We start from the raw sequence: 15,466 nt of genomic DNA, 5'->3' as shown, positions 1-15,466 counted from the left end.
CCCATGGGCTCCACCACCAGGACCGTGGCGGCGATGTGCCCGGAGGCGCGTTCCTTGGCCACGGACACGTTTTCGGCGCGGACGCCCAGGACAATGCTGTGGTTCCCGAACGACTGGAGCAATGACGGTGCCATGAGCCGCTGGTCCCCGACCACCAGCTCGCCGTCCGGGGTCACTGCTGCGTCAACAAAGTTCATCGGCGGGGAACCGATGAAGCCGCCCACGAAGCGGTCGCTCGGCGCGTCATAGACATCCAGCGGGTCGCCCAGTTGGGCAATCCGGCCCTTGCGCATCACGGCCACCTGGTCCCCGAGGGATAGTGCCTCGCTTTGGTCGTGGGTGACATACACCGTGGTGGTGCCCAGGTCCTGCACGATCTTCTTCAGCTCGGACCGGAAATTCAGGCGCAGCAAGGCGTCCAGGTTGGACAGCGGCTCGTCCATCAGCAGCACGTCCGCGTCCACCACGATGGCCCTGGCTACGGCAACCCTCTGGCGCTGGCCGCCGGAAAGCTGCGCCGGCAGCCGGTCCAGGTAGGGGGTCAGCTGCAGCAGGTCAGCGGCCCACTGGACCTTCTTGTCGATCTGCTCCTTGGCGACCTTGGCCATCTGGAGTCCGAACCCGATGTTGTACCGGACGGAGCGGTGCGGGAAGACCGCGTAGGACTGGAACACCATGGAGATGTTCCGCTTGTTGGGCGGCAGGTAGGTGACGTCCCGCCCTCCGATGGAGATGGAACCGGAGTCCGGAAGTTCGAGTCCGGCCAGCATGCGCAGCAGGGTGGTTTTCCCGCAGCCGGACGGGCCAAGCAGCACCGTGAAGCTGCCGTCGGCAATGTGGAGCGAGACGTCGTCGGTGGCCCGTTCGGTGCCGCCGGGGTAGGTCTTGATGAGGTTGGAAATGGAGATATCAGCCATGGGGATCGGCTCCTTGAAGGATTCTGGAAGCTTGGAGTTTTGGGGGAATGCCGGGATCAGCGGATGGTGGAGCCCCACATGTTGGTGAGGTACCGGCGCATGAACGCGATGAAGATGATGGAGGGGATCACCAGCGCGAAGCCTCCGGCGAACCGGTAGGCCAGGGGCGAATCGGCCAGCGAGGTGAGGACCTGTGCCGGCAGTGTCCGGTGGTCCAGGGTGAGGATGGAGGCGCCCAGGACCTCGTTCCAGGACATCACGAACGTGAAGATGGAGGCGGCGGCGATGCCGGGCAGGGCCATGGGCATGACCACCCGCATGAAGGCTCCGAACGGGCTGCAGCCAAATACCCTGGCGGCCTCCTCCACGTCGTGGGGGACACCCAGGAACACGCTGGCCGAGATGAGGATCGTGGTGGGCAGTGCCAGTGCCGTGTGCAGCAGAATCACGGCGTAGGTGGTGTCGTAGATGTCCACGGTGAGGAAGAGCCGGGCCAGCGGGACGGACAGCACCACAATGGGCAGGGCCCGGGTGAAGAGCAGGAAGAGCTGGTATGGCTCCTTGCCCGGGAATGCGAAGCGGGCCAGGGCGTAACCTGCCGGAACGCCGATCAGTGCCGAGAGCAGCAGCGTTCCCACTCCCACGATCAGCGAGTTGCCCAGTGCGCCGAAGACGCCCGTGGATCCGAGGAATGCGTTCAGCGTCTCGAAGGAGAAGCTGGTGGGCAGCAGGCTCAGCGGGAAGGCGTTGAGGGATTCCCTGCTGGACAGGGCCGCAAGGGAGATCAGGTAGATGGGGATCAGCATAAACAGCGACACTGCGATGCAGGTGAGCTGCAACAGGACCCTGTTCCGCTTCTGGCGTTTCAGCGGCGCGGTATCAACGGTGGCCTGGCTCATCGGGTGCCTCCCTGGGTCTTTTCGCGGAGAGCCCGCAGGTAGAAGATGGACGTCAGCATGGACACGGCCAGGATCACCAGGGCCAGCGCAGCTGCAACGTTGGGGTTTTGCAGGCCGGTGTACCAGCGGTAGGTTTCGCCGACGACGAGGGGAAAGTTCTGGCCGGTGAGCGCCTGGGCAACGGCAAAGGTCTGGAACGCCAGGATGGTCCGGAGGATCAGGGCCACCTGGAGGCTGGGCTTGAGCAGCGGCAGCGTGACGTGGCGCAGGCGCTGCCAGAACGATGCGCCGAAGACCTGCGCGGCCTCGTCGTAGTCCTTGGGGATGCCCTGCAGGCCGGCGACGACGATGACCAGCACCAGCGACGTTGCACGCCACAGTTCAGCGATGAGGACGCAGATGAACATCGTTGTCTGGTTGTCGTAGGCCAGCCAGGAGACGCCTTCAATGCCGAGCCAGGCCAGGGCCGAGTTCAGGTAGCCGCGGTCGTTGAAGATGGAGAGCCAGACCAGGCCTGCGGCTAGGTCGCTGAGGGCCAGTGGAATGGCCCAGATGAAGAAGTGGACTTTGTTCAGCCGCGGGTTCGCACGCAGCAGCAGGGCCATGCCGATGGCGAAGGCGAACTGGATCGGAATCATCACAGCGATCAGCAGCAACGTGTTGCGCACCGCCGGCCAGAAGTAGGGATCCTGCACCATGCGGGTCACGAATTCGAGTGTGAAGCCCTGTTCGTTCCGGAAGGCCTGCATCACGCCTTCAATAACGGGCCAACCCAGCAGGAGGGTCATAAAGACAACGGACGGTCCGATCAGCCAGACCGCAGCCGGGACGCTGCGGCGCCGGACAGGGGTGGCGGCTTTGGCCGGGGCCGGGGGCGCTTGGACGGTCATTACGCTACCTCGCATTTCGCGGAGACGGGATCGGGTGCCCAGCACGGTACGTTGAGCGACTGCATGATGGTGTTCAGCTCCTTGGCCTGGCGGTCCAGGACCGGCTGGATGTCCTGGTTGTTGAGGCAGATCTCCTGGAAGACGTTCTTGAAGATCTGGGACACTTCGCCTTCCTTCGCACCCAGGCCCACCGGAGGCAGCGCCAGCAGCGCGCCCTGGGAACGCTGCTGAAGCCGGACCGCCCCGGCTTCGAGCGCGATGGCCCCTGCCAGATCGGTGGGAAGCTCGGTCTGCACCACAGGGAAGAACGCGTTCTGTCGCAGGGTTTCGACCTGGGTCAGCGGTTCTGACAAGCCGCGGATGGCCTGCTCGGCAAGTTCCCGCTCGGTTCCACCGGCAGGGAGTGCCAGGCCTGCGACGATGAGCATGTACCCGCGGCCCTTGGGTCCCTTGGGGGCGGGCACCATCAGCCACTCGTCGGGGTTATCGGCAGGAGCGTTGATGAGCCTGGCCACGTGGTCCCATGCCACCAGCACTTCACCGCGCGCCAGCGGTTCCTGCATGGCGTCGAAGTTGGTGGAGGCGGGCACCATGTTGTCCCACAGTTCCTGCATGAAGCTCCAGGCCTCAACCGCGTCCGGGTTGCGGAACGTGGTGATCTGGCCGCCGGTGAAGCTCGGCAGCAGGAATCCCTGGTAGAAGCGGTGATGCAGGCCCTTGGGGCCGGCGGGCATGCCGAACACCGGCCGTCCGGCACCCTGTTTGGCTGCCTTGGCCCAGGCCAGGTAGTCCTCGTAGCTCAGGTCATTGACGTCCACTCCGGAGGGCAGCCATTCCAGTGCCTTTTTGTTGACGGCAACCACGTAGGTTGCCTGCATCCACGGGACGTACTTTGCCGAGGAGGTGCCGGCCTTGGTCAGCTCCAGCATTTCCTTGGTGAAGCCGCGGCCGGCCAGGTCGGTGAGAATGCTGTCCACGTCTTCCAGGGAGTCGGCCAGCGGTGCGAGTTCGCCGTGCAGTCCGCCCAGCAGGGACGTTTTGATGTTCCCGGCGGCCGTCTGCGATTTCACCGTTGACGCAAAGACGCCAGGGTCCACGGAGTTGTAGGCCACGGGCAGGCGGAGGGACTTCTTCAGGACCTGCTCGTATCGCTGTTTTTCCTCCACGGGGGTGAACTGGGTGGACAGGAAGCTGACGGTCCCACTGCCTGCTGCGGCTCCACTGGTGTCGAAACCGGCGCAGGCGGACAGGAAGGGCGCCGACAGGGCTGTGCCCAGGCCCGCCAGCAACATACTGCGGCGTGAGGGCAGGTGGGATGGGGAGGGGAATTCGTGATTCATGCACTGCTCCATTCGGGTGTGCGGCTTTGCACCACTTTCGTTTAATCATTAGACAAAAGGTTGGATGTGTCAAGGGTCACGTCTTGAAAAGCGGGGAGGAGGAAGTGTGTCGGGGCCGGCACGGTGCCAGCGCGCACTGAAGGTGGGATGTACGACGGCGGCGCGTGCCGCCGTCGTACGTCTCAGCCAGATGACTTCCAGCAAATCGGCTGGAACCCTTTACGCGGCGGACCTGGCTTATTAAAGTCAGTTCTTGTCATAGTCCGGATGGGCGCTGTGGGGCGTCCGGGAAGGGGGAGTGCATCACCGCTGACCGTTACCAGAAGACCAATGACCACTACGTTGAAAGCCCCTCCTAGGAGGGGCTTTCCCTTTGCCGGCTGGCATTGGCCGGGCGGTGTTTATTCAGCGCGGAATACGGCGTCCCCTGAACCGGTTCAGCAGCAGAAGGACCAAGGCGACAATCACCAGCACCGGGGCCACCCCAAGGAGGAACCCCAGCGTTTTGACGGCCAGTCCCAGGATGAAAAGGACCACGGCGACAACCAGGATCGCCACCACCAAAGCTCTCATCTGTCTCCGCCTCACGGTCGCAGTAATCTCCCCAGCGTACGCCGATGCCCCCGTTTCCGACCCCTGAATGTGCTATGCGTCCCGTTGGTTTCCGCAGGTGGAACCACACCAAAGGTTTATCCAAGGTCAGCTCCCTATAGTGGGCGCAACTGCTTTATGGCCAGGCAAGGGGAGCTCATCATGACCGACGGCAGCGCTTCATCATCGGATCGCCCAGCAGGGGCAAGGGCCTGGCGGATCGCCGGGCGGCGCAAGTGGCCGTGGTGGGTTGGCGGTGCGCTGCTGGTGCTGGTCCCGGCGCTGATAATCGCCGGCTTCACGGTCTTGGGCGACAAGGATGACCCTCCTGCAGCCGGGCCGGCGTCGTTCACGGGCTTTGTTACTGCCTCCGGCCGCGGCCTGGTCCTCAACGGGGAACCCGCCAGGCTGAAGGCGGTGAACTTTTCCAACCTCTACCACCGGAATCCGAAGGGGACCGAGCTTCTCAATTCCCAACACCATTCCGAGACGGATTTTGAGCGCGCGAAGGAGCTGGGATTCAACAGCATCCGCTTCGCCTTCGACGGGGATTGGTTCGTCGATTCGCCAAAAGTTTTCCTGGAGTGGTTGGACCAAAACGTCACCTGGGCCCGGCAGCATGAGATGCGCCTGATCCTGGACCTGCACACACCGATCGGGGGCTTCTGGCTGGACCCCACCAGCGACCAGTTAAGTTTCGATATCTGGTCCAACCCCCGGATCCAGCAGCAGAACGCCGATCTGTGGCGCGTCATTGCCGACAAGTACAAGGACGAACCGGCCATCGCCGCCTACGATCTGCTGAACGAACCGGTGACCACTGATGCGACGGGGGAGCAGTGGAAAAAGTTCGCGCAGCAGCTGGTGGATTCGGTGCGGTCCGTGGACCAGAACCACCTGCTGGTCATCGGCGGGATTTACGGGGTCAACGGCCGGTACGGTGCTGCCGGCATCGACCAGCACTTCCTGGTGGACGACAACAACGTGGTGTACGACTTTCATTTCTACGAGCCCATCAAATACACGCACCAGTACGCCTCCTGGGTGGAAGGCCCCATTCAGGACGGCGGCCGGTACCCGGACCCGAACGTCATCCTGCCCACGGGCAACAGGACCCTGCTGCAGGGAAGCCGCATCACCACCCCGGGCCTGCCGAACGGCACCTCGGACTGGGCTCCCTATGACAGCGGCATCATCGCCATCGACGACCGGAACGCGGTAGCGGCCGCGCCGCTCATGACGGTGCAGGGCGGCATGCAGGGTACCGCCGGGTTCGACGCCGTCACCGTGACCGAGTACGGCCCGGATGGGACAGAACTGCGCAAAATCGTTGATGAACAGCTGAACAAGGACGCCGTCCTGGACTGGTACCAGTGGAGCTTCGGCGGAGACGCGGCGGCGCCGGCCGCTTTTGCACGGGAAACCACCGGGCATTTGGATGACGGCAGCCTCTCCATCAGCAATGCAACAGACCCCGCTGCCATCACAGGGTGGAGCAACGATAGGCACCTGTTCAAGGTGACTCCCGGCAACAAGTACCGCATCCAGGGCTTCATGCGGGGACAGGACATCGCACCGTCAGCCGGCGCGGCGCCCCGCATCGGCCTGCAGCTGGACGTTTATGCCCAGTCGCCGGGAGCCTCCGGAAACGGCTTCCTCCAGCGTGACAAGACCTACCTGGCGCACGAACTGGGGAAGCACCTGAAGTTCGGCGCCGACAACAACGTCCCCATGTCCGTGATGGAATTCGGGACGGTCCGGCAGGCTTTTGAAATGGAGGGCAAGGGCGGCCAGCTATGGGTCAGTGACATGCTCAGCCTTCTGGAGGAAAATAACCTCAGCTTTGCCTACTGGGAGTACCACGGCGCCCAAATGGGCCTCTACCTCAGCGGCCAGGGCCAACCGGGCGAACCCAACGTGCCGCTCCAGGAAACCCTCCGGCGCGAGCTCAGCTAGAAACAACGCTCAACTGCCGTCGCCGTTGGCGGCGCTGATGAACTGGGCCAGCATCCTTGCCTCACTTGAGCTCAGGAAGACCTCAATGGGCTTGGCCTGGTTCGCGATTTCGAGGGTGAGCGTGAAGCCCTCTGACCCGGCGCTTGGGCGGGCGGACCATGTCTGCAGGACAGGTGCCATGTCCTGTCCCAACAGCACGTAGCGCTCCTCCATGTCCCAGGGGGAGCCGGCCTCGATCAACGCTTTATGCTCAGCGCAGACGAAGGCCTCGTGATAACCGGCAACGAGGTTCTGGTTCCCCACCAGGAAGGCGGAACCGGCATTGGTGCACCGCAGCACCGAGCAAGTAATCATGAATCAGAGGGTAGGGAGCGGACATTGGGGAACCCTAACGGCGCAGCTTGGGGATTCCTTGTTTCGCAAAGGTTTCCATCGCCTCACTTTGTCCCGTCTGATGCGCAGCAGTCATCGGGTTCCCCGGCATGGCTTCCCTCCACATGGGGGACGGTGCAGCAGACGTCCCCTTTCCAGGCGTTGATCCCCTCACGGACGGCGATCCCGGCAATGACCAGTGCCGCACCGGCGTCGGCCCACCACCATCCCAGCGTGCTGTTCAGCACCAGGCCGGCCAGCAGCACGGCTGAGAGGTAGGTGCACAGCAGGGTCTGCTTGGAGTCAGCCACCGCAGTCCTGGATCCGAGTTCGCGGCCGGCCCGGCGTTGGAGCCAGGACAGGACGGGCATTATGGCCAGGCTCAGGGCGGCGATGACGATGCCCGGCATGGAGTGCTGTGCTTCCCCGCCGCCGGTCAGTGACCTGACCGAGTCGACGGTGACGAACAGTGCGAGGGCGAAGAAGGAGAACGCGATGATCCGCAGGGTCAGGTGCTCGCGCCGTTCCGGGTCCTGCGCGGAGAACTGCCAGGACAAGGCCACTGCGGAGGCGACCTCGATCACCGAATCGAGTCCGAAGCCGATCAGGGCCGAGGAGTCCGCCACGTTGCCGGCCCACAGCGCTGCAACCGCTTCAACGAGGTTGTAGGTGATCGTCGCGGCAGCCAAGAGCCGGATGCGCCGGCTCAGGACGTCACGCCGCGCCCGCGCCGGGGCAGTCCTCACGGTTTCCATAAACCCAACCTATATCCGCGCATGGGTCCGTGCGGCAGCGGATTACCTTCGGGGAGCGCACGCCTCGGCCGGGCCGTAGTGCAGCCAGCCCGGCAATGCGGCGGTGAAGGCTTCCCGGACCTGCGGTGACTTAGTGACGGTCCAGTCCACCCGGCCGTTGACTTCCACCTCGTCCTCATCCCGCTCGAACCAGTTGACCATCTTCAGCTGCGGGAAGCGCGCGGCCGTCGCGGGATCGAACAGCTGGCCCCACCAGGCCTGCTTGATGGCCAGCTCGGTTTCCCCGCCGGCCGCCGGATTGAACAGCGCTGCGGTCTCCGGGATGGCCACCGGTTTGCCGTGCTGCACCCCGTAGACCTCGTAGAAGTCAGGCACCGGGGTGTCGTCCCCGTTCGCGCCAAGGTAGTTGCCCGTGAGCTGGCTGGCGAACTTGTTGGCTTCCGGCAGTTCGTTCTCGCCCCACGGGAAGGCCGAACCCCAGTGGTACAGGGACATGCCCACCCAGTCCACCGCGTCATCGCCCGGATAGAAGGGGGCATAGGGGTCATCATCCGCGGTCAGTGCCCCGTCCGCGTCGGTATCCAGCGCGGTGAAGTCCGCTGTTCCCGGCTTCACATCGAACTGGCCGCCGGAAAACGGATAGCCGCCGCCGTAGTCCGGCGCCCACATCATCGCCGAACCCGGCGCCTGGGCGTGGACGGCTGACGCCAGCGTCCGGAAAGCTGCGATGTAGCGGGCCGGCTGCTGTCCCCATGGGATCCAGTTGCCGTTCATCTCAGGCGCGAACCGCACAAAGACGGGGACGCCGCCGTTGTTGACGGCCGCGAGGTCCCTGGCGAGGGTGGCGGCGGATTCCTCCGTCACCGCGTCGAGGCCGTTCACGGGCTCCAGGGTCAGCAGCATCGTCTGGCCGTGGGCACGGATTTGGTCGGCGGCGCGCTGCAGGTCCTCCTTCTCCTCGCCGGTGTAGGGGAAACTGGTGGAAATCACGGTCACTGCCGGCGTGTGGCCCAGGTTGAAGGAGTATTCAGCCAGCGTCCTGGCCTCCATATCAAGGTTGACGCCGAACAGCGCACCGCTGGCGGGGACCAGCGCAGCCCTGTCCAGGACTTCGCACGGACGCAGGGAGACGGGTGTTGGAAGGCGGATGGACTGGTCAGTATTCTGCGGCCTCGCGTTGATCCCGTAATAGGTGACGGCGCCACCGATCCCCACGAAGACCAGCCCCACGATCATGGGAAGGGCGAGGCCCTTCAGCCGCCGGGAAAAACCGTTCCGCCCGGAACCGCGGCTTTCCTCCGGAACTTCCTCCGACATCGGTGGCGGCCCCCTCCCTGGCTGACGCTGACTCCCATCCTAGGTTTGGACCTTGGAACCACCATGGAAACGTTCGACGGCGGCCGCGCGCCGACGTCGTACGTCTTGCCGTGGATCAGGCTCAGGCGTGGGCCTGCGCCCGGACTGACGTGCGCTCCACCGTGGGGCAGTGGACTTTCGAGATTCCCTCGGTTGCGCCGTCGAGTTCCAGCAGCATCCGGACACCCGCAGCGCCCAGTTCGTAGTGGGGGAGGGACACCGTGGACAGCGGGGGGCGCAGGTGCGCGGCGATGACTTCCTGGTTGTCGAAGCCCACCACGGCCATGTCGTCCGGGATGGACAGGCCGTGCTCGCGCAGCCCGTCGTAGAGGCCCATGGCCATCCGGTCGTTGTAGCAGTACACGGCCGTGACGCCGCGTTTGAGCAGTTCCCCGGTTGCCCCGTAGCCGCCTTCCTGGTCCGGATAGGCTTCCATCACCAGCTCCGGATCGAACGGGATGCCGGCGTCCTCAAGCGCTTCCCTGTACCCCAGGAGCCGCCCGTCCTTGGCCGGGGCGGGGATGGTGGCATTGATAAAGGCGATGCGGCGGTGGCCGTGCCGCAGCAGGACCTCCGTGGCTGCGCGGCCGCCCTGCACCTCGTCCGGAACCACGGACCGGGTGCCCGGCTCGTTGGAGAAGCAGTTGACCAGGACAAAGTCCGCTTCCCGCAGCGACGCCGGAATGTCAGTCTGCCGGTGGAACCACGTGGAGTAGAGGATGCCGCGCACTTTGTACTCGAGCATCATGGTGATGGCGTCCTGCTCCAGTTCGCCGTTGCCTTCGGTGTTGGCGATGAGGAGGGCATAGCCGTGCTTCCACGCCTCGTCCTGGGCGCCGTGGATGATCTGGCCGGCGAACGGGGTGGTGGCTACGCCGTCGGCCACCAGCCCGATGAACCGGGACGTCCCGCTGACCAGGGTCTTGGCCATCGCGTTGGGGCGGTAGCCCAGCGACCGGATGGCATCCTTCACGCGCTGCCGCGTTTCCTCCGCGATCCGGGCGTCCTTTTTCTTGTTGACCACCAGCGAGACCGTGGCGGTGGAAACCCCGGCCGCTTCCGCGACGTCGCGGAGGGTGACGGGGTGGGCACGCTCGGGAATCCGCCGGGCACGGGGCGTCCGGGCCGGTTCTCCCGGGCCTTTCTCCATTGAAATCATCTGTCCTCCTTCAGAAAAGAAACTGGGCACGGACTGGGGGACGCGTCCGACGGCGGCGCGTGCCGCCGTCGTACGTGTTGCCTGAGGTGCACCGCCGGAACTAGTGGGCGGGTTCGAGGGCGAGCTTGAGGCCGAAGCCCACCAGGACTGTTCCGGTGATGTTGTCGATGATGCGGATGCTGCGGGCTCCGTTAAGCCAGCGGGAGGCGTACCCGGTGCCGAAGATCAGCAGGGTGAACCAGGCCATGGCCAGCAGGCAGTGGACGCCTGCCAGCAGGATGCCCACCAGCAGGGGCGACACTCCTGCGGGAATGAACTGCGGGATGGTGGCGATGTAGAACACCCCGACTTTAGGGTTGAGCAGGTTGGTTCCGGTCCCCGTCAGCCAGCCCTGGACAAGGTTGTCCCGGCCTTCCACCGGAGCCATCGTCCCGCCCGTTGCACGCAGTCCCTGTTGCCGAAGGCTTTTCCAGAGCAGGGACAGTCCCAGCCATACCATGTAGGCCGCGCCGGCGATGGTCAGCATGCGGTATGCGATTTCGGATGCTGCCAGCAGCGCCGATACGCCCACCGCCGCGGCGACGCCCCAGATCATCGCTCCCGTGCTGATGCCCGCCGCGGTGGCGAAGGCATAGCGGCGTGACTTGGAGATGGACGAGCGCAAAACAAGCGCGGTGTCCAGGCCGGGAACCAGCGTGAGGAGTCCGGCAACCAGGGCAAAGGAAAGAAGGGCCTGAAGAAGGGTCACGACTCAAGGATAGGGGCGGGGGAGTCCCCTTGGAGGAGCCAGTCCAGGGCGCCGTCGCGGGACGTGAAAAAGCGGGTTGGACACGGCAGCGTCTGCCGGTCGATGGTGAAGTTGGCAATGATGCGGTCCACCGGGCTTGAGCCCAGCAAGGCAATCCGCGACGCGGCACACGGGATCTGGAAGGCAGACTTGGCCTGCCGGGTCACGGCTTTTGTGGTCCCCATGTCCACCAGCATCGGGTATTCGGACCCGCCGCAGATTTCGTTGAGCGTGGCCATGCCCGCGTGCACGTCGTCGCTGTCCAGAATAATGCCCGGCCTCCACGAAAGGTGGATAATTCCGTCGGCACCGAGTTCTATCGTGCCCTTGCCACCCTCAATAACGATTGGTTCCATTTTTCCGCTCCCCCAAGAAACTGATCAGCCACGTTTAGCGGCATGCCTCAAACTACCGCACAGAGCTGCCCTCCGGACCAGGTGGATCAGGAGGAATCAGCTGGAGCTTTGTGGCGTCCTGCCCCAGTGGGCCGTACGTCCCCTTCAAACACCAACGCGGGGTCACTCCCGGCCCTCTTTCCGGGCGTTTATTGGGCCGGGGGTGACCCCGCGTTGTCTGTAGCAACCGGGTCAGACGGTGGCGGCCATGCCCGCCGGCATCTTGTCGGAAACAGCTTCCTTGGATGCCTTGTCGCGGCTGCCCGCGGACTCCTCTTTCGAGGCGTCCATGGCGCCCAGGGGCATCGCCGGTTGGTGGCCGTTAGTGGTCACGCTTTCGCCCATGGCACCGAGCGGCATCTCGACCGTCTGCGGGAGCGCGCCGCCGGACGGCATGTCCCCGCCCTTCTCCTCCGACGTCGTGGTGGCACCGGCGGAACCGGTGGGCTCTTCCGTCAGGAACGGCCTGGTCTGCCACATGTGCCACAGGGCGTTGTCGGTACCGCGGACGAACACCTCCATGCGGCCGTCGGCGTTGCTGCCCACGGTGATGTTGGAGGTGAGCAGGCCGCCCAGGGAGTGCCAGCCGGACCATCCGCTGTTTGGAGCGGTCTGCCACATGTGCCACAGGGCGTTGTCCGTGCCCCGGACAAAGGCCTCAAGGCGGCCGCTCGCATTCCTGCCCACCGCAATGTCGGACGTGAGCAGGCCCCCCAGCGACTGCCAGCCGGACCATCCGCTGTTGGGTGCTGTCTGCCACTTGTGCCAGAGGGCGTTGTCCGTGCCCCGGACGAAGACCTCGAGGCGGCCATTGGCGTTGCTGCCGACGGCGATGTTGGAGGTGAGGATGCCGCCCAGGGACTGCCAGCCGGCCCAGTTGCCGTTGGGTGTCGTTTGCCACCTGTGCCAGAGGGCATTGTCGGTGCCGCGGGCGAATACTTCGAGGCGGCCGTCGGCATTCTTGCCCCCCGCGATCTCTGAGGTGATCACGCCGCCCAGGGACTGCCAGCCGGCCCAGTTGCCGTTCGGGGCGGTCTGCCAGCGATGCCACACGGCGCCGTCGGTGCCCCGGGCGAAGACCTCGAGGCGGCCATCCGCGTTGCGCCCCGTGGCAGGCGGTCCGGTGATCACGCCGCCCAGGGAGTTCCAGCCGGACCAGTTCCCGTTGGGTGTGGTCTGCCACTTGTGCCACAGGGCGTTGTCCGTGCCCCTGGCGAAAATCTCCAGCCGGCCGTCCAGGTTATTGGCGACGGCGATCTCGGTGGTGATGACCCCGCCCAGCGAAGCCCAGCCTGCCCAGTTCCCGTTGGGTGTGGTCTGCCACCGGTGCCACACAGCCCCGTCGGTGCCCCGGGCAAAAGCCTCCAGCCGGCCGTCCTTGTTGTTGCCGACGGCGATGTCCGAGGTGATGGTTCCGCCCAGGGAATTCCAGCCCGACCAGGCCAGCGGTGCGGCCGGGTACAGCGACCGGAAGCCGTCAATGTCATCCTGGGTGAGGGCACGTTTAGTGAAGTTGGCTGCCACGGTGGGTGCCATGACGGCGTTCGCAACGCTGGAGTGCGCGAGGCCCACGATATGGCCGAACTCGTGGAGTGCAACCGTTTCGATATCAAAGGCGCTGGCCACAGCACCCACGCTCCACACATGCTCGCTGTCGTCGAAGTGCACCGGCTTGGGCAGCGTGTTGGTCACCACGCTGCAGCCCGGCGGGAAATCGGCGTGGGCCAGGACGCCACCCACCATCGAATGGTCCGGGTCCGCTGCAGGGCGCCAGCCGATCCGGATGTCCGGACTGGACCCGACGGCAACCTCCGTGAACGTCAATCCGCCCACGTTCTGCCAGGTCTGGATGGCACGCCTGATGGCGTCGAACTCGGCGGTGCCGGCCACATCGTTGGTGCCGGTGTCAAAGGCATACGTCAGCGTCCGGTCGGCCCACGCGCACTGTGTGGAGAAGGCGAGGTCCCCGGCCCGCATGTCCGGAAGACCGCAGCGCGCCTGCATCATGGCTTCCCGGGTGGCGTCGTCGAAGACGCCGGTGACCGGCAGGTGGAAAAACTCCTGGAAATTCCGGAGGGCCCCTGCTGTGGGGTCATCCAGGAGGCCGATTTCCCTGGAGGTGGATTCCGCCAGGTAACCGAACCGCTCGAGGTACGTTTGCACCTTGCTGAAGCCCGGGCTGCGTTCACCCGGGGAGGTGTTTTCCACCGCGGCCAGATACGGGGCGGCACGGTATTGCTCTTCAGTCATTGGACTCTCCTTGATCAGTTCGAATGCTTCGCAGGATCTGCAGTGCCACGTCCCGTTCCGCGCCGGCGGGCAGATGGACGACGGCGGTGGCGCGGCCGGGGATATTCATGGCAACGGTGCGGATTCCCTCTTCCTCGAACAGGACGAAATCCGCGGTGTGGCTGCCCACCGCTTCCCGCCAATGCTCATAGCCTGGCTTGTCCGCATAGCGGGTAAGGGTGTCAGCGAAGGGGCTCGCATCGACGGTCAGCCGCATGCCGGCGCCCTCAAGGACGGCAGCGCTGCCGTCGATACTGCGCTCACCTGAGGGTGCAAGCTGGTCCGGGACGTCCAGAGCCACACCGGCCACCCGCAGGGAAGCCCACGGCGGTCCCATAACGCCCTCCTCATGTGCGGGGGAACCCAGGAATGAGTTGATCACACGCGCGTTACTGTGCCGTTACCGTCCCAAGAGGCCGGCGGACCAGGGAAACCGGGGCAAGGCCAGGGGTGCTGTTATGGTGCCAACCCAGCGGCGGCGGTAGCTTTGGAGTACTTTTCCTTCGAAGCAGCCGAGGTGCCGGAGGTACCGCCGATGCAGGGTCTGTCCACGTCATTGGTTCTGATTGCCCTGCTGGCTATCGCGGCGCCCCTTGCGGCGCGCTTCCTGGACCGGGTGGTCAAGGTCCCGATTGTGGTCTTCGAGATTGTCCTCGGCATCATGCTCGGTCCCAGCCTGTTGGGGTGGATCCAGCCCACGGAGTTCATCGACACGCTGGCGCAGTTCGGGCTGGCCATGCTCTTCTTCGTGGCCGGCAACGAGATTGATTTCGCCGTGATCCGGGGAAGGCCGGTCAACCGTGCCGCCGCCGGCTGGGTCATCTCCCTGGCGGCAGGCATCGGCGCCGGATTTGTTCTGGGTCCGTCACCGGCTGCTGCCGTGATCATCGGCGTCGCCCTGTGCTCCACGGCGCTGGGCGCGCTGCTGCCGATCCTCCGCGACGCCGGCGAATTGAGAACCCCGATGGGCATCGCGGTCACGGCACTGGGTGCGGCGGGGGAGTTTGGCCCCCTGGTGGCGATCTCGCTGTTCTTCAGCGGCAGGGAGCTGGGTCCGGCCACGGCGGTGCTGCTCGGGTTTGTCCTCCTGACAGGCCTGGCGATCTTCCTCGCCTCCCGGGCACGGCATACGCTGCTCCACTCCCAGGTCACCCGGACCCTGCACACCAGCGGCCAGTTCGCAGTCCGGTCCATTATGTTCATCCTGACCGTGCTGGTGGCGCTGAGCATGGTGGTGGGACTGGACATGCTGCTGGGTGCCTTCGCCGCCGGGGTCCTCTGGAAAGTGGCCATCGCGCGGGCCCCGGAACAGGACCGGCACGTCATCGAGACCAAAATCGACGCGGTCGCGTTCGGGTTCCTGGTGCCCATTTTCTTCATCGACACGGGCATCGACTTCGACCTGCGCGCCCTCACCGCCAGCCCGGCCGCCCTGGCACTGGTCCCGCTGTTCCTGCTCCTCCTGCTGGTGGTCCGCGGCCTGCCGTCGCTTCTGGCAGCCCCGCCCAGGTCAACACCGGTGGACAAGCGGGCCATCATCCTGTTCGGGGCAACGGGACTGCCCATCATCGTGGCGGTGACCGCCATCGGCCGGAACGAGGGTCTGATTTCCAGCGGAATCGCGTCGGCACTCGTGGGGGCAGGAATGCTCTCTGTGCTGCTGTTTCCGCTGCTCGCACTCCGCCAGCAGCACCGAAAACCGCCGGCACGCCTCCGCGGACCAAAGAACTCCCGGCGGAAGGTGGCCCGGGTTGATGCCC

15 protein-coding genes are annotated in these 15,466 nt (G+C 65.2%); 2 read left to right on the top strand and 13 right to left on the bottom strand.

Annotated elements, in window-relative coordinates:
• From P2Q66_RS15940 to P2Q66_RS15920, 5 genes are all read right to left on the bottom strand, one after another.
• The coding region (locus P2Q66_RS15940; RefSeq protein WP_275729667.1) for an ABC transporter ATP-binding protein at positions 1-917 on the bottom strand (917 nt) is incomplete at its 3' end.
• A gap of 56 nt (positions 918-973) precedes the next feature.
• Positions 974-1,816, bottom strand: a complete 843-nt coding sequence (locus P2Q66_RS15935) for a carbohydrate ABC transporter permease (protein ID WP_275729666.1) — start codon at positions 1,814-1,816, stop codon at positions 974-976.
• A complete protein-coding gene (locus P2Q66_RS15930; RefSeq protein WP_079596474.1) occupies positions 1,813-2,706 on the bottom strand; it encodes a sugar ABC transporter permease in 894 nt (297 codons plus the stop codon). Before P2Q66_RS15930 ends, P2Q66_RS15935 begins: the two co-directional genes overlap by 4 nt.
• Positions 2,706-4,046 carry an ABC transporter substrate-binding protein gene (locus P2Q66_RS15925; RefSeq protein WP_275729665.1) on the bottom strand — a complete coding sequence of 447 codons (1,341 nt, stop codon included), beginning with the start codon at positions 4,044-4,046 and terminating at the stop codon, positions 2,706-2,708. Before P2Q66_RS15925 ends, P2Q66_RS15930 begins: the two co-directional genes overlap by 1 nt.
• A 405-nt stretch (positions 4,047-4,451) precedes the next feature.
• Positions 4,452-4,619: a hypothetical protein gene (locus P2Q66_RS15920; RefSeq protein ID WP_275729663.1), complete on the bottom strand. Its 168-nt coding sequence runs from the start codon at positions 4,617-4,619 to the stop codon at positions 4,452-4,454.
• 180 nt (positions 4,620-4,799) lie between these two features.
• Here P2Q66_RS15920 and P2Q66_RS15915 point away from each other — a divergent pair, with 180 nt between their 5' ends.
• On the top strand, positions 4,800-6,593 hold the full coding sequence (locus P2Q66_RS15915; RefSeq protein WP_275729661.1) for a cellulase family glycosylhydrolase: 1,794 nt from the start codon (positions 4,800-4,802) through the stop codon (positions 6,591-6,593).
• A gap of 9 nt (positions 6,594-6,602) precedes the next feature.
• On the opposite strand, the gene P2Q66_RS15910 is transcribed toward P2Q66_RS15915, so the two are convergent.
• From P2Q66_RS15910 to P2Q66_RS15875, 8 genes are all read right to left on the bottom strand, one after another.
• The gene (locus tag P2Q66_RS15910) at positions 6,603-6,947 is read right to left on the bottom strand and encodes a hypothetical protein (RefSeq protein ID WP_079596477.1); all 345 of its coding nucleotides are present in this window, start codon (positions 6,945-6,947) and stop codon (positions 6,603-6,605) included.
• Between the two features lie 83 nt (positions 6,948-7,030).
• Positions 7,031-7,720: a cation transporter gene (locus P2Q66_RS15905; protein WP_275729658.1), complete on the bottom strand. Its 690-nt coding sequence runs from the start codon at positions 7,718-7,720 to the stop codon at positions 7,031-7,033.
• Positions 7,721-7,762: 42 nt separating this feature from the next.
• A complete protein-coding gene (locus P2Q66_RS15900) occupies positions 7,763-9,037 on the bottom strand; it encodes a hypothetical protein (protein ID WP_275729657.1) in 1,275 nt (424 codons plus the stop codon).
• A gap of 121 nt (positions 9,038-9,158) precedes the next feature.
• Positions 9,159-10,226 carry a LacI family DNA-binding transcriptional regulator gene (locus P2Q66_RS15895; RefSeq protein ID WP_275729669.1) on the bottom strand — a complete coding sequence of 356 codons (1,068 nt, stop codon included), beginning with the start codon at positions 10,224-10,226 and terminating at the stop codon, positions 9,159-9,161.
• 109 nt (positions 10,227-10,335) lie between these two features.
• The gene (locus P2Q66_RS15890; protein ID WP_275729656.1) at positions 10,336-10,983 is read right to left on the bottom strand and encodes a LysE family translocator; all 648 of its coding nucleotides are present in this window, start codon (positions 10,981-10,983) and stop codon (positions 10,336-10,338) included.
• Entirely contained in the window at positions 10,980-11,378 is a 399-nt protein-coding gene (locus P2Q66_RS15885) for an STAS/SEC14 domain-containing protein (RefSeq protein WP_275729655.1), read from the bottom strand. Before P2Q66_RS15885 ends, P2Q66_RS15890 begins: the two co-directional genes overlap by 4 nt.
• 231 nt (positions 11,379-11,609) lie before the next feature.
• Positions 11,610-13,667 carry a matrixin family metalloprotease gene (locus P2Q66_RS15880; RefSeq protein ID WP_275729654.1) on the bottom strand — a complete coding sequence of 686 codons (2,058 nt, stop codon included), beginning with the start codon at positions 13,665-13,667 and terminating at the stop codon, positions 11,610-11,612.
• The gene (locus P2Q66_RS15875) at positions 13,660-14,043 is read right to left on the bottom strand and encodes a hypothetical protein (RefSeq protein WP_275729652.1); all 384 of its coding nucleotides are present in this window, start codon (positions 14,041-14,043) and stop codon (positions 13,660-13,662) included. Before P2Q66_RS15875 ends, P2Q66_RS15880 begins: the two co-directional genes overlap by 8 nt.
• A gap of 198 nt (positions 14,044-14,241) precedes the next feature.
• On the opposite strand from P2Q66_RS15875, the gene P2Q66_RS15870 reads away from it, so the two are divergent.
• A partial coding sequence (locus P2Q66_RS15870) for a cation:proton antiporter (protein WP_275729650.1) occupies positions 14,242-15,466 on the top strand: 1,225 nt, incomplete at its 3' end.

Source organism: Arthrobacter sp. Cr_A7 (assembly GCF_029222765.1).
Lineage (GTDB): Bacteria > Actinomycetota > Actinomycetes > Actinomycetales > Micrococcaceae > Arthrobacter.
Note: the sequence above shows the minus strand (reverse complement) of the source record. Positions and strands in the feature narration are given on the sequence as shown.